Here is a 14,217-nt window from a genome sequence, read left to right as displayed (position 1 = left end):
CAGGCGATCAGTTGGCGTTGGCCGAACCGTCGTAGAACGGGTAGTCCGTGTACCCTTCCGGGCCGGTCGAGTAGAACGTCGCGGGGTTCGGCTCGTTCTCCGGCAGGTTCTCCCGCCAGCGGCGCGCGAGGTCGGGGTTGGCGATGGCGGGACGGCCGACGACGACGGCGTCTCCCACGCCGTCCTCGAGGATCGCGATGGCCTCCTCGCGGTTGGTGATCACGCCGAAGCCGCTGTTGATCAGGACGGGCCCGCCGAAGCGCGTCCGCAGGTCCTGGATCAGGTTCCCGGTGGGCTCGGCGTGCAGCACGCTGAGGTAGGCGAGCCCCAGCGGCGCGAGGGCGTCCACGAGCGTGCCGTAGGTGGCATGGACCTCGGAGGCCTCGGTCTCGAGGGCGTCCTGGATGTTGTGGGCGGGTGAGATGCGCAGTCCCACCTTCTCGGCGCCCACCTCCGCGACGACGGCGGTGACGAGCTCGATGACGAACCGCGCACGCTTCTCGGGGGTTCCGCCGTACGCATCGGTCCGCTGGTTCGACTCCGGCGAGAGGAACTCGTGCAGCAGGTAGCCGTTGGCGCCGTGGAGTTCGACGCCGTCGAATCCGGCGTCGTCGATCGCGCGGCGCGAGGCAGTGACGAACTCCTCGATGATGCCGGGGAGCTCGTCCGTGGTGAGGGCGTGCGGTACCGGATAGGGCTGCTTCCCGGTGCTGGTGCGCGTGGTGCCGTCGATCGCGATCGCGCTCGGGGCCACCACCTCGTACCCGCCGTTGGTGTCCGGGTGGGTCACGCGTCCGGCGTGCATGACCTGGGCCACGATGCGTCCGCCGTCGGCGTGCACCGCGTCCGTGACCCGCTTCCAGCCGGCCAGCTGCTCGTCCTCGACCAGGCCCGGCTGGCCCGGGAAGCCCTGCCCGGCGTGGCTGGGGTAGGTCCCCTCGCTCACGATCAGACCGAGGGAGGCGCGCTGGCGGTAGTGCTCCACGACCATGTCGCCGGGGATGCCGGCCTCGCCCGAGCGCACCCGGGTGAGGGGCGCCATGACGACGCGGTTGGGGAGCTCGAGGGTGCCGAGGGTCAGGGGGGAGAAGAGCTTCACGAGGCCTGCTTTCCGGTAGGTTTCCTACCGGGCGGTAACCGGCCTCGACCGGGGGCTATTCCGGATGTGGGACGGGTCACGCCGTCGTCGTCGGTGGTCCTGGTCCGCGGCCTCGGTGTCCCGGGTCGGGGAGGCGACACCGGGACGATACCGAATGGTCGGGCACATGACGAAGCCCCGGGCGCGTGCCCGGGGCCTCGTCCTTCAGGAGCCGTCCGCTACGTGACGTCCTGCTCGTCCATGGCGCTGAGCGGAGAGCCGCCGCGGTTGGCGGGATCGTCGCTCGCGTCCACCTCGTCGTCCTCCATCATGCCGAAGTCCACGTCCGCGGCGGCCTCGCCCATCATGGGCTCGCCCGGCGGGACCTGCTCATCACCGTGAGCGAAGCGCACCTCGGCCGTCTCGTCGCGGAGGGTCTGGTCGCTGAGGTACCCCTCCTCGCCGATCGCGGAGACACCGTTCTCGTCGTCGCCGGTCACGGCAGCGCCGGGCTCGTCCTGCAGGAGTGGGTCCTCCTGCCATCGGTCGGGGTTGATCTCCGCCGCACCCTCGTAATCGTCGGGCCGACCCTCGAGCACGGGGTCGAAGGCTTCGGGTGCGAGCGCATCGTTCGGCGTCTCGGGCTCCTCGCCCACGATGGTCAGTTCCTCATCGGGAAGGTTCTCGGTCATCTTCTCTGCCTTTCATCGGTGCTGCGCATCCTTCGATCATCAGCCTACTGATCTTCCTGCCCGGACGACAGTTCGTACTGCCGCCCGGGCGCAGGAGCGGGGGCTAGACGTAGTCGCGCCAGCTGTGCCGGGGCTCGTACCCCAGCACGGTGCGTGCCCTGGTGATCGAGAGGAGCGTCTCGGTGCCCTCCACGGCCCGCGTCAGGGCGACGCCGGGGAACACCTCCGCCGCGAGCTCCGCGCTCGCGCGCGTCATGACGGTGTCCGCCGCGGCGATGATGAAGCGGTCGAAGCCCGGTGCGGCGTTCTCCAAGGCCTTCGCCACGGCCTGGGCGCCGTCGCGCCCGTCGATGTAGCCCCACAGGTTCCACTTGCGGGCCGTGGCATCGGCGTCGAAGGACGGGAATTCCGCATAGTCCTCGGGATCCATGACGTTCGAGAACCGAAGCGCCGTGATGCTCAGCTGCGGATCCCAGCGCGTCAACTCGATGGCCAGCTGCTCCTCCAGGTGCTTCACCAGCGAGTAGGTGCTCTCGGGCCGGGCCGGGTAGTCCTCATCGACGGGGATGTACGGGGGAGGCGTGTCGAAGGGCAGCCCGAGGACCGTCTCGCTGGACGCGTAGACGATCCGCCTGATGCCGGCCCGACGGCACGCCTGGAAGACGTTGTAGGTGGCCGCCATGTTGTTGTGGAACGTCGCCACGTCCGCCTGCAGCCCAGGGGCAGGGATGGCCCCGAGGTGCACGACGGCGTCGAAGCCACTGTGCCGGTCGTCCACGCCGAGGAGCGCATCGACCACCTGTCCGTAGTCCCGCAGATCGATGCGCAGGAACTCCGGGCTGCGCTCGCCGTACTGGTCGAGCTCGAGCACGGTGTGCCCGGCCTCGCGCAGGCCGCGCACCACGCTGCGGCCGAGCTTGCCGTTCGATCCCGTGACCGCGACGTTCAGGGGGGTGGGGTCCCCCATCAGGCCGGCCGGTCCGCGGGGGAGACGGTCTTCTCGACGTCGGTCTCGGCGAGGCCGCCGATGGCATCGTCGATCGCCTTCATGACGTCGTCGTCCAGCTTCACGCCCGCGGCGGCCGCGTTCGACTCCACCTGCTCGGGGCGCGAGGCGCCGATGATCGCCGAGGCGACGTTGCTGTTCTGCAGCACCCACGCGATCGCGAGCTGCGCCATGGTGAGGCCCACGCCGTCGGCGATGGGCGCGAGCTTCTGGACGCCGGTGAGGACCTCGTCGCCCATCCAGCGCTTGATCATGTCGGCGCCGCCCTTCTCGTCCGAGGCCCGCGTCCCCTGCTCGGGCTGCTGCCCCGGCTTGTACTTGCCGGTCAGCACGCCCTGCGCGACGGGCGACCAGGCGATCTGGGACAGGCCGAGCTCCTCCGACGTCGGGACGACCTCGCCCTCGATGACCCGCCACAGCATCGAGTACTGCGGCTGGTTGGAGATCAGCTGGAAGCCGAGCTCCTTGGAGAGGGCGTGCCCGTCGCGGATCTGCTGCGCTGTCCACTCGCTGACACCGATGTAGAGCGCCTTGCCCTGGCGCACGATGTCGGCGAACGCCTGCATCGTCTCCTCGAGCGGGGTCGCGTAGTCGTAGCGGTGGGCCTGGTACAGGTCCACGTAGTCCGTCTGCAGGCGCTGCAGGGAGCCGTCGATCGACTCCATGATGTGCTTGCGGGACAGCCCGACGTCGTTGTGGCCTTTCGGCCCCGTGGGCCCCCAGACCTTCGTGAAGATCTCGAGCGACTGCCGGCGCTCACCCTTCAGCGCCTCGCCGAGGACGGTCTCCGCCGCCGTGTTCGCGTACACGTCCGCGGTGTCGAACGTGGTGATGCCGACGTCGAGTGCTGCGCGCACGCACCGGGTGGCGACGTCGTTCTCCACCTGCGATCCGTGGGTGAGCCAGTTGCCGTAGGTGATCTCCGAGATCTTGAATCCGCTGTTGCCGAGGTGTCTGAAGTCCATAGGGCGATGCTAGCCGCGTCGGCTCGCCGAGCGATAGGTTCCGCAGGCAACCACCGTGCAGGGGGAGTGATGCTACGGAGTGGTGCTTTGGAGGGGATTCGGGCCCTGCCGTAGACTCGATCATCATGACTACCCGCTTTGCAATGCCCGACGAGGTTGCCCGTTGGAACAGCATCATCAGCGAGAATCCGGACGGCGGGAACGTGATGCAGGGGCGGGAATTCGCCGAGCAGAAGCGCGCCACGGGCTGGACGCCGGTGTATCTGCGCCTGGACGGCGTGGCCCTCACGGTGCTGCAGAAAACCGTCCTTCCGCTGGGGCGCTACTGGTACGTCCCCAAGGGGCCGGGCGTGGAGGATGCAGCATCCCTCGCCGCACTGCTGCCCGAACTGAAGGCCTTCGCGGCCGGCCGTGGGGTGTTCGGCATCAAGATCGACCCCGAGCTCCCCTCCGACCCCGAGGTGGCGGAAGCGCTGGAGGCGGCAGGGCTGGTGCGCACCACCAACGTGCAGCCCAACGTGTCCACGGTGGTCCTCGACATCTCGGGTGACCTCGAGAGCATCGAGGCCTCGTTCGGATCGAAGACCAGGTACAACATCCGCGCGGCCCGCAAGGCCGGTGTCGAGACCCGCGTGGTCGAGGTCGACGACGAGAACTGCAGGATCTTCTATCGCCTGCTGGACGAGACGGCCGAGGGCAGCTTCTCGATCCGCAGCGAGGAGTACTACACCTCCTTCTGGCAGCGGCACGCCCGCGCGCAGGCGGGAGCGTTCCTGTTCGCCTACGTCGAGGGCGAGGTGGTGTCCGCCGACTTCATCATGATGCTCGGGGCGAAGGCGAGCCGCAAGGACGCCGCGAGCACGCGCAAGCGCACCGTCCGCGGAGCCAGTGCCCTGCTCGAGGTGGCGGCGATCGAATGGCTGAAGATCCGGGGCGTCACGGAGTACGACCTCTGCGGTGCACCGCCGTCGAGCGAGGCGAAGAACAAGGACCACGAGCACTACGGGATCGGGATGTTCAAGACAGGGTTCAACTCCACCATCACCGATTTCGTGGGGACCTTCGACCTCCCCGTCAAAGCATTGCAGCACCGGGCCTGGACACGGATCGGCGAGCGCGCGACCTTGAAGGTGCATCGCATGCGCCACCACGAGAGCTGGTACTGAGCATGACGAAGTTCACCGCACGCGCAGCCACGGCGGCCGAGGTGGAGCGCTGGGACGAGCTCGTGCCGGCTAACCCACTGGGCGGCAACGTCCTCCAGTCGGGGCCGTTCAGCCGCGTCAAGCAGCGCCAGGGCTGGACGCCGATCCATCTCGCCGTCGAGTCCGACGCCTACACGAGCTATGTCGTCGCCTACCAGCGCAGCATCCCCGCGCTCGGCGCCCTGTGGTACCTCATCAAGGGCCCCGACACCGCCGTGCCGGAGGACGTCCCGCCGTTCACCGACGCGGTCGTCGCCTACGCCCGGCGTCAGCCGGGGCGGGTCTTCGCGGTGAAGATCGAGCCCGACGTCCCCGATTCCGACGAGGTGAGGGCACTGTTCACCGGGGCGGGGCTGGTGAAGTCGTTCAACATCCAGGCCAATGACAGCACCGCCCTCCTGGACCTCACCCCCGACGAGAACCAGCTCCTGCGGAACCTCTCGTCCCGCGGACGCAACGCCGTGCGTCGCGCCCTCCGGGACGGCGTCCAGGCGCAGCGTGTGGAGCCCTCCGAGGAGACGTACCGGACCATGTATGCGCTGATCGGCCAGGCCCAGCAGGGCCGCCTGTCCGCCGTGCCGAGGCCGTACGAGTACTACCGGGGCTTCTGGCAGGAGTTCGTCGACGCAGGCATGGGCCGCTTCTACTTCGTCTTCGAGGACGGGAGGCCCTCGGTCGGTGCGTTCGTCATCCTGTACGGGGAGAAGGCCACCTACAAGGACGGCGGCTCCCTGCCCAAGCGCAGCCAGTACGGGGACTCCCATCTCGTCCAGTGGGAGGCGATCCTCGACATGAAGCGCCTCGGGGCCCGCGAATACGACTTCTGCGGCACCCCTCCGGCTGACCGGCTCAAGGACAAGGATCACCCGCAGTACGGCCTGGGCATGTTCAAGACGAGCTTCACCAAGACGGTGACCGACTTCGCAGGATGCTACGACGCCGTGGTGCGGCCGCGCACCTACCGTGTCTGGCAGGCGATGGGTGAGCGCGTCGCACGCCAGATCCACTGGCGTCGTCACCGGCAGCCTTTCTACTAGGCCTTCCCAGGCCCCCGAACCACCCAGAGGGACGATCAAGAGGTGCTCCCATGACCGAGGGTCAGCATGACGAACCGGTGGATGGCCGCTCGCCCACCACCAACCCGTCACCCGTCGCCCAGGCGCTCCCGGTGATCCAGCGTCCCTTCGACCCGAGCGACGACGAGAAGAACCGGCTCGCCGCGGGCAGGGGGAGCGGTGGCCGGAAGCCGCCGAAGACCGGCACGCCGTCCCGGCGTCCTGCAGCCGCGCCGAAGCCGCAACGGCAGAGCCGGCAGCGGCAGGCCGTCACGAAGCCGGCCGATGCGCTGCCCACCACACCGCAGAGCGTGCCGTCGTCGAGCCGTCCCAACGCGGCGGCACGCAGCGTGCTCCGCCGCCTGGTGCAGGGAGAGGCCCCGCCCACCCAGGCCATGAGCATCGTGGAGCGGCTTGCCGGCAGCCCGTACGCGAATCCCACGATCCACGTCGGGGGCCCCGACGCCAGCGCCCGCAAGGCCCTGGACTTCGCCCTCAACCTCGCCGAGACGATGTTCCGCTACGGCGCCGGGGCCCTCGAGGTCGAGACGAGCATCATCGCGGTCACCGCGGCCTTCGGGCTCGAGCACATCGAGGTGGACATCACCAACCAGTCGGTGGTGATCAACTACTCGGCCAGGGACCAGACGCCGACGACCGTCCTGCGGGTGGTGCGCTCTTGGACGAACAACTATGCCGGTCTCACCGCCATCCACCGGCTGGTGTCCGACATCGCCGACGGCGGCGTCTCCCGTACGGAGGCGACCCAGCGGCTGGACGAGATCATCCACCGGCCCAAGCCGTTCCCACGCTGGATGGTGACGGCGGCCTTCGGGATCTTCGCGGCGGCGATCGTCGCGTTCGTCGGCGGGACACCGCTGGGCTCACTCGTCGGGTTCGTCAGCTGCATCCTCGTGGACCTCGTCAGCCGCAAGCTCGGAGAATGGCGTGTCCCCGAGTTCTTCTCCGTCGCGACGTCGTCAGCGCTCGTCACCCTGATCGCGCTGCTGTTCTGGTGGCTGCAGGTCCCGATCGCCCCGGCCCTCGTGGTGGTGGGAGGCATCCTCCTGCTCCTGCCCACGGGCCGACTCGTCTCGGCGACCCAGGATGCCATCAACGGCTTCCCGGTCACCGCCGCGGGGAGGTTCCTCTCGGCGATCCTCATCTTCGCGGCGCTGGTGGCCGGGATCGCCGTCGCGCTGGTGGCCGGTACGGCCCTCGGGATCCCCGAACTGGAGGTGCTGGAGTCCTCCGGCAGCCAGTATCCGTGGCCCGTGGTCGCCGTGCTCACCTTCGTCGCAGTGGCGATGATCTGCATCGCGGAGCAGACGGACGTGAAGCTCGTGATCCCGACGTCGCTCGTGGCGGTCGCCGGATACCTCCTGCTGATCAGCGCCACGGCGGCGGGCGTGGGCTACCGGCTCGCGCCGGCGCTCGCGGCCATCCTGATCGGTGCCCTCTCGCGCGTCGTCGCGCTCCGTTTCGGTGCTCCGCAGCTGGTCGTCGCCGTCCCGGCAGTCCTGTTCCTCTACCCGGGACTGACCGTCTTCCGGTCCATGTACATGCTCACCATCGACTCGGGGGTGGCGGGCGACGGCGCGTTCGGCCTCTTCAACGCGCTCACGATCGTGCTGGCGATCGCCGCGGGGGTGGTCCTCGGAGACAACCTGGCGCGGCCCTTCACCCGGAAGCTGAGCTCGAACGAGCGGCAGCGGAACCGACGGCGGTAGGCCGCTTCGCCGCCGGTGCGGCCGCCGGCGTCGATCGCGCCGGGTCCCCGCTTGCCGACGCCGACGTTGCTACCTGTCGTCATCCGGGTCCCGACTGTCTGCTGACATCGCCGCCTAGGACCCCGTGCGGTTCGTCGAGGTGCGCGACCAGTCGATGGGGTCGGCGCCCTGCTGCATCAGGAGGTCGTTCACCCGCGTGAAGGGCCGCGAGCCGAAGAACCCCCGCGAGGCGGAGAGCGGACTCGGGTGGACGGATTCGACGGTGGGCGTGGAGCCGAGCAGGGGCTTCAGGCGCAGGGCGTCCTTGCCCCAGAGAATGGCCACGAGTGGCCCGCCCCGCGCCACGAGCGCCCGGATCGCGGCATCGGTCACGAGCTCCCAGCCGAGCCCCCGATGGGACGCCGTCTCTCCGGCGCGGACCGTCAGTACCCGGTTGAGCAGGAGCACTCCCTGCTCGGCCCAGCCCGACAGGTCTCCGGTCGCGGGCGGGGCTGTCCCCGTGTCCGAGGCCAACTCCCGGTAGATGTTCGCCAGGCTGCGGGGTATCGGTCGTGTCGCCGGATCGACGGCGAAGCTCAGACCGACTGCATGACCGACGGTCGGGTAGGGATCCTGTCCCACGATGACCACCCGGACGCGGTCCAGCGGTGTGGTGAAGGCCCTCAGGATGTGGCGCGCGTCGGGCAGTACCCGCCGTCCGTCGTCGAGATCGGCCGCGAGGGACGTGGCGAGCTGGTGGAGGACGGGCTCCACGGGTTCCAGCGCTGCCGCCCAGTCGGCGGGGACCAGATCGCCGATGGAAGCCGGTGCCGCGAACGGGAACACCGATTCGTTGGGTGACGGGATCGTTGTACCTGCCGCCTTACGGGCTGCGCGGACGCGTGGATCGCCTGCTGCACTGCTCGCGGGAGGGGTCTCGGGAAGGTCGAAGAGGGTGCCGTCGTCGGAGGTCATGAGCCCATTCTTGCGCGCGACTCCTGTGGGCACCGCCGGAATGACACGCCTGTAATTCCCCTCTACGATTGGATGACAGATGTGCCAGTCGGAGGGAAGGCGGTAGCGCGATGGCCGAGCCACAGGGGCACTCGGACACTACTGCTTCCGCACAGGACGCGAAACTGGCCCTGGGTGACCGTGAACAGCGCATGCTCGCTCTCGAACGCGAGTGGTGGAAGTATTCCGGCGCCAAGGAGCAGGCGATCCGGGACCTGTTCAACATGTCAGCCACGCACTACTACCAGGTGCTCAACGCATTGATCGACACCGAGGCAGCCCTCGCGCACGACCCCATGCTCGTGAAGCGACTGAGGCGCCTGCGATCAACCCGTCAGAGGGCCCGATCCGCCCGCCGACTCGGTGCGGACATCTAGTCCAGCCCTCTTCACGAACGAAGGACCACCCTGACCCATGACTGATCACCCACGGGACGAGTTCGACAAGGTCCCGGAGTCTTCCGCGCGGCAGGGCGTCCATCGGCAGCGGCTCATCCCGGCAGGGTCGAACGGACTGGCGCTCAAGATCACGGTGGGAGTGCTCGCGCTCCTGATCGGGGTGGGTGCCTACTTCATCCTTCCCCGGCTGGGCTTCGTCGTCGGCGGTGACGGCTCCGCTGCCGCGTTGTCCGGTACGGCGTCCAGCACGGCCGAGGCCCAGGACGCGTCGGCCGAGCCGTCCGCCTCGGCTGGGTCGACCTCGGACGCCGAGGACGAAGCGGGCGCGGAAGCCACGTCCACGCGCGACGCCGACGACGAGACGGACCGTGCGCAAACGGTCAATGTCCTCAACGCCACCGGCGCTCCCGGTCAGGCCTCCGTTGCGGCCGCACGTCTGGCCGCCGAAGGCTGGACATCGGCCCTGCCCGGCAACTGGACCGGCGCACCTCAGGGGGTGTCCGTGATCTTCTACAACGGGGAGGCGCAGCGGGCCGCAGCGGAGGCCGTGGCGGCAGACCTCGGCATCACGAACCTCGTGGACAGTCCCGAGATCTCCCCGGACATCTCGGTGGTGCTCGGGCCGGAATTCCGGTAACCGTCACGACGCCGTCCGAGGGATGGCTCCTCGACCCGAGGAACCGGTGCTGGAGGGCCTACCTGTCCATCGTGACCGGCCGTGGCCGCAACCTGGACCGGCGAGATCCCAACACCGTGCGCCCCTCGCTGTCCACCCCGACAATGGCGTCTGAGGGTCCCGTGCAGGTTGCACTCGCGGGGTGGGAGTGCTAATTATTGAGTTGGCACTCGCGCGCACAGACTGCTAAATCTGGGCGCGGCGAGTGAAGCAGACAAACCTCTGTGGTGGGGGCGATGCACCGGGCGTGAAAGAGATCGTCCGGGCAGCGCCCGGCCGTCGCGGGCACCGCACACAGGCAGAGCATTCACGTGCTTCAGATTTAACCGTCCCCGAAAGGACCTAAGCCGCTATGGCCAAGATCATTTCTTTTGATGAAGAAGCCCGCCGCGGCCTCGAGCGAGGCCTCAACATCCTCGCCGATGCCGTCAAGGTAACGCTCGGCCCCCGTGGCCGCAACGTCGTGCTCGAGAAGAAGTGGGGTGCCCCCACCATCACGAACGACGGCGTGTCCATCGCCAAGGAGATCGAGCTCGACGATCCGTTCGAGAAGATCGGCGCCGAACTCGTCAAGGAGGTCGCCAAGAAGACCGACGACGTCGCAGGCGACGGAACCACCACCGCCACCGTGCTCGCCCAGGCGCTCGTCAAGGAAGGCCTGCGCAACGTCGCGGCCGGAGCCGACCCGCTGAGCCTGAAGCGCGGCATCGAGAAGGCCGTCAAGGCCGTGACCGACGAGCTGCTCGCGTCGGCCAAGGAGATCGAGACCAAGGAGCAGATCGCTGCCACGGCCTCCATCTCCGCCGGTGACACGCAGATCGGTGACCTGATCGCCGAAGCCCTCGACAAGGTGGGCAAGGAAGGCGTCATCACGGTCGAGGAGTCGAACACCTTCGGCCTCGAGCTCGAACTTACCGAGGGCATGCGCTTCGACAAGGGCTACATCTCGGGCTACTTCGTCACCGACGCCGAGCGCCAGGAGACGGTGCTCGAGGATCCCTACATCCTGATCGTCAACTCGAAGATCAGCAACGTGAAGGACCTCGTCGCCGTCCTCGAGAAAGTCATGCAGTCCGGCAAGCCGCTGCTGATCATCGCCGAGGACATCGAAGGCGAAGCGCTGGCGACCCTCGTGGTCAACAAGATCCGCGGTACCTTCAAGTCCGTCGCCGTGAAGGCTCCGGGCTTCGGTGATCGTCGTAAGGCGCAGCTCGCCGACATCGCCATCCTGACTGGTGGCCAGGTCATCGCCGAGGAGGTGGGCCTCAAGCTCGAGACCGCCACCATCGACCTGCTCGGTACCGCGCGCAAGGTCGTCGTGACCAAGGACGAGACCACCATCGTCGAAGGAGCCGGCGACGCCGACGCCATCGCCGGTCGTGTCGCTCAGATCCGCGCCGAGATCGAGAACTCCGACTCCGACTACGACCGCGAGAAGCTGCAGGAGCGCCTGGCCAAGCTGGCCGGTGGCGTTGCAGTCATCAAGGCCGGTGCAGCGACGGAGGTCGAACTCAAGGAGCGCAAGCACCGCATCGAGGACGCCGTCCGCAACGCGAAGGCCGCCGTCGAGGAAGGCATCGTCGCCGGTGGTGGCGTAGCCCTCATCCAGGCCGGTGCGAAGGCGTTCGCCAACCTGGAGCTCTCGGGCGACGAAGCGACGGGTGCGAACATCGTCCGCGTCGCCATCGACGCCCCGCTGAAGCAGATCGCATTCAACGCGGGCCTCGAGCCCGGCGTCGTCGTCGACAAGGTCCGCGGCCTGCCCGCAGGCCACGGCCTGAACGCGGCCACCGGTGAGTACGAGGACCTCCTCGCCGCCGGCGTCAACGACCCCGTGAAGGTCACCCGTTCGGCCCTGCAGAACGCAGCGTCGATTGCGGGCCTGTTCCTCACCACCGAGGCCGTCGTGGCCGACAAGCCGGAGAAGGCAGCCCCTGCCGGCGGTGGCGACGACATGGGTGGCATGGGCGGTATGGGCGGCTTCTAGCCCCCTACGGCGCTACCCGCCGACGCAGCTCGAGAAGGGCGGCACTCCCACGGGGGTGCCGCCCTTTCGGCATCTACGGCACGGACGGGAGCGGTCAGTGTCCCGTCAGGCACGTCCGTAACCGCGAGGGCGACGGTGACAACGACCGCGACGGTGACAACGACCGCGACGGCTCCCGCGGCCGGACGGCTCCCGGGACCGGGACCGGGACCGCTTCCGCGGCCGTAACAGCGACCGCGACCGCAACGCCTCCGAGGATCGCGCCCGAGACCGTGCAAGCGTTCGTGACCGCGAGAGCGACCGCGTGGGGCCGAGCCCCCGACGTCCCGTCCGGGTCGTGCCCGGCGTGGCGGAGACGACCCGCAGGTGTGCGGGAGTCCCTGCGCCCTCGGCGCCGCGGTCCGAGGAGGACGGCGGCCGACGTTGGTCCGGCTGCTGTCCTCCGTCCTCGCACCAGCCGGGTCAGCCCATGAACATGCGGGCATTGCTCTGCTCAGCGTCGGCGTACTGCTGCGTGGCGATTGTGAGCGCCTCGTTGATGCCGACGAGGGACTCCTCGACCTGCTGCTGGGTGGCCCGCCACTGCAGGATCAGGTTCTGGAAGTTGGTGGCGGCCTGGCCGGTCCAGAGGCCCTCGAGTTCACGGAGCCCGGCCTGCATGGAGTCGACCTCCGCCTGCAGCCTCACGATGGTCCCCTGCACCTGGCTGCTCCTGGCGGCCAGGCTGTCGGTGTCTACGTTGAAGAATGCCATTGCGTTGCTCCCGTGTCCTCGCGCTTCCTCTGACGAGAGCGACGCTAGGGCAGAGCGGAGGCCGGTCAGCGCTCGTCGTGCTGTTTGTGGACAACCGGCGACGTCGTGGGGGCGCGCGGGGGAGTGATGCCATCCGAGTAGGCATGCGTCCGAGCGCCGCTGGCCGGCTCAGCGCCGCCGTCGTCGTGTGCCTGATCGCCGCCGTCGGACTGATCATGGTCCTGATGGTCGGCGTCGTCGGCCTGATCCTCGGTGGGCATGTGCGGCAACCGGATCGACAGCGTGGCGCCCCCGCCCGGTGTCTCCTCCAGCCGGACCGAGCCGTCGTGTTGGGCCACGAGCGCGGCCACGATCGCCAGGCCGAGCCCGGTGCCGCCCGTCTCCCGGTGCCGGGAACTGTCGGCGCGGTAGAAGCGCTCGAAGACCTTGGCGGCGTCGTCCTCGGAGATGCCGGGGCCGTGGTCCCGAACCTCCAGGACGGCGTCACTGTGACCGTGCAGGACGGGCGCGGTGCCGACGGCGATCTCGATGGGTGAGCCCTCGGGCGTGTAGCGCAGGGCATTGGTCAGCAGGTTGGCCACCACCTGGCGCAGGCGGGCCTCATCACCCCGTGTGGGCGCGGAGCGCGGGTTGCCGCCGTCGAGCCCGATGACGGTGATCTGCCGGCCGGGTGCGGTGGCCCGGGCGTCGAAGGCCGCATCGTGACCGAGCACCATGAGATCCACGGGTCTCACTTCGAGGGGGCGCTGTTCGTCGATCCTCGCGAGCGTCAGGAGGTCCTCGACCAGCTGCCCCATCCGGATGGCCTCGCTCTCGATCCTGCCCATGGCGGCGGCGACGTCCTCCTCCTTCTGCAGGGCGCCGTGCCGGTAGAGCTCGGAGTAGCCGCGGATGGTCACGAGAGGCGTCCTCAGCTCGTGCGAGGCGTCCGCGACGAAACGCCGCATCTTCGTCTCCGATGTGGTCCGGGCGGCGAATGCACGTTCGATGTGCGCGAGCATCGCGTTGAGGGACCTCGACAGCCGCCCGATCTCGGTGGAGGGACGTTCGACGGCGACGCGGCGTGACAGGTCACCGGCGGCGATGGCGGCGGCCGTACGCTCCACGCGGGCGAGGGGGGCGAATTGCCGCGTCACGGTCACGAACGCGATGAGCGAGGCCAGCGCCGTGGTGACAAGACCCGACGTGAAGATGATCTCACCGGCCTCCTGCAGCGACTCGTTGACCGTGTTCAGCCGGGAGGCGATCGCGAGGTAGCCCTCGGTGTTGGCGAACCGGAAGATCCGCACGCGCCAGCCCTCGCTGCCGGCGTCCGTGCTGGCCACGTCGAAGCCGTCGCTGTTCAGCTCGATGATTCGTTCCGCGGTGATGCCCGCGAGGTCGGGGATGTCCTCGGCGTCGTCGGACTGGTTGGCCACGAGCTTGGTGCCGTTCCGGTCCAGCACGGCTGCGTAGTACCGCAGGACGGCGCCGTCGGCCTGCGGCTCGGCCGAGTAGATCTCGGCCGCCACGGCCCGTGCGTTGCTCTGGAGATCGGCGTCCACCCGGTCGATCAGCCCGTCACGCAGGAGCGAGACGGTGGCGAGCCCCGTGATGCCCACCGTGACGATCATGAGGAGCATGATGATCGCGACGAGCTGCGAGCGGAGCGACGCCGCGTTCCAGCGCTTGATCAAGGG

General features: G+C 68.8%; 13 protein-coding genes. 6 read left to right on the top strand and 7 right to left on the bottom strand.

Features of this window, described 5'->3' with window-relative positions; genetic code table 11:
- Positions 1-7: 7 nt before the first annotated feature.
- From CI785_RS06465 to CI785_RS06450, 4 genes are all read right to left on the bottom strand, one after another.
- On the bottom strand, positions 8-1,099 hold the full coding sequence (locus CI785_RS06465) for an alkene reductase (protein WP_105031259.1): 1,092 nt from the start codon (positions 1,097-1,099) through the stop codon (positions 8-10).
- Between the two features lie 218 nt (positions 1,100-1,317).
- Positions 1,318-1,770 (bottom strand): hypothetical protein, encoded by a 453-nt coding sequence (locus CI785_RS06460; protein WP_105031258.1) that lies wholly within the window; start codon positions 1,768-1,770, stop codon positions 1,318-1,320.
- A gap of 103 nt (positions 1,771-1,873) precedes the next feature.
- Positions 1,874-2,719, bottom strand: a complete 846-nt coding sequence (locus CI785_RS06455; protein WP_105031309.1) for an NAD-dependent epimerase/dehydratase family protein — start codon at positions 2,717-2,719, stop codon at positions 1,874-1,876.
- Positions 2,720-2,736: 17 nt separating this feature from the next.
- The gene (locus CI785_RS06450) at positions 2,737-3,741 is read right to left on the bottom strand and encodes an aldo/keto reductase family protein (RefSeq protein WP_105031257.1); all 1,005 of its coding nucleotides are present in this window, start codon (positions 3,739-3,741) and stop codon (positions 2,737-2,739) included.
- A gap of 125 nt (positions 3,742-3,866) precedes the next feature.
- On the opposite strand from CI785_RS06450, the gene CI785_RS06445 reads away from it, so the two are divergent.
- From CI785_RS06445 to CI785_RS06435, 3 genes are read left to right on the top strand one after another with little or no spacing between them, the layout of a single operon-like run.
- Complete coding sequence (locus CI785_RS06445; RefSeq protein WP_105031256.1) at positions 3,867-4,907, top strand: lipid II:glycine glycyltransferase FemX; 1,041 nt, start codon at positions 3,867-3,869, stop codon at positions 4,905-4,907.
- A gap of 2 nt (positions 4,908-4,909) precedes the next feature.
- Positions 4,910-5,983, top strand: coding sequence for a lipid II:glycine glycyltransferase FemX (locus CI785_RS06440; protein WP_105031255.1), 1,074 nt, complete (start codon positions 4,910-4,912; stop codon positions 5,981-5,983).
- Between the two features lie 50 nt (positions 5,984-6,033).
- Positions 6,034-7,731: a threonine/serine exporter family protein gene (locus CI785_RS06435; protein ID WP_105031254.1), complete on the top strand. Its 1,698-nt coding sequence runs from the start codon at positions 6,034-6,036 to the stop codon at positions 7,729-7,731.
- A 114-nt stretch (positions 7,732-7,845) separates the two neighbouring features.
- On the opposite strand, the gene CI785_RS06430 is transcribed toward CI785_RS06435, so the two are convergent.
- On the bottom strand, positions 7,846-8,685 hold the full coding sequence (locus CI785_RS06430) for a uracil-DNA glycosylase (protein ID WP_105031253.1): 840 nt from the start codon (positions 8,683-8,685) through the stop codon (positions 7,846-7,848).
- 110 nt (positions 8,686-8,795) lie between these two features.
- Here CI785_RS06430 and CI785_RS06425 point away from each other — a divergent pair, with 110 nt between their 5' ends.
- The 3 genes from CI785_RS06425 to groL all read left to right on the top strand — a co-directional run bounded on the left by CI785_RS06425 (position 8,796) and on the right by groL (position 11,785).
- Positions 8,796-9,101 carry a DUF3263 domain-containing protein gene (locus tag CI785_RS06425; protein ID WP_105031252.1) on the top strand — a complete coding sequence of 102 codons (306 nt, stop codon included), beginning with the start codon at positions 8,796-8,798 and terminating at the stop codon, positions 9,099-9,101.
- A gap of 37 nt (positions 9,102-9,138) precedes the next feature.
- Positions 9,139-9,759 carry a LytR C-terminal domain-containing protein gene (locus tag CI785_RS06420; protein ID WP_105031251.1) on the top strand — a complete coding sequence of 207 codons (621 nt, stop codon included), beginning with the start codon at positions 9,139-9,141 and terminating at the stop codon, positions 9,757-9,759.
- Between the two features lie 391 nt (positions 9,760-10,150).
- On the top strand, positions 10,151-11,785 hold the full coding sequence (groL, locus tag CI785_RS06415; protein ID WP_105031250.1) for a chaperonin GroEL: 1,635 nt from the start codon (positions 10,151-10,153) through the stop codon (positions 11,783-11,785).
- A 462-nt stretch (positions 11,786-12,247) separates the two neighbouring features.
- On the opposite strand, the gene CI785_RS06410 is transcribed toward groL, so the two are convergent.
- Both CI785_RS06410 and CI785_RS06405 read right to left on the bottom strand, forming a co-directional pair.
- The gene (locus tag CI785_RS06410; RefSeq protein ID WP_105031249.1) at positions 12,248-12,538 is read right to left on the bottom strand and encodes a WXG100 family type VII secretion target; all 291 of its coding nucleotides are present in this window, start codon (positions 12,536-12,538) and stop codon (positions 12,248-12,250) included.
- A gap of 65 nt (positions 12,539-12,603) precedes the next feature.
- Entirely contained in the window at positions 12,604-14,214 is a 1,611-nt protein-coding gene (locus CI785_RS06405) for a sensor histidine kinase (RefSeq protein ID WP_240615038.1), read from the bottom strand.
- Positions 14,215-14,217 lie beyond the last annotated feature (3 nt).

The sequence above is a fragment of the Arthrobacter ruber genome (assembly GCF_002954225.1).
In the GTDB taxonomy this organism is placed as follows: Bacteria; Actinomycetota; Actinomycetes; order Actinomycetales; family Micrococcaceae; genus Arthrobacter_D; species Arthrobacter_D ruber.
The sequence above is the reverse complement of the archived record's forward strand: the minus strand, read 5'-3'. Positions and strand labels throughout refer to the sequence as shown.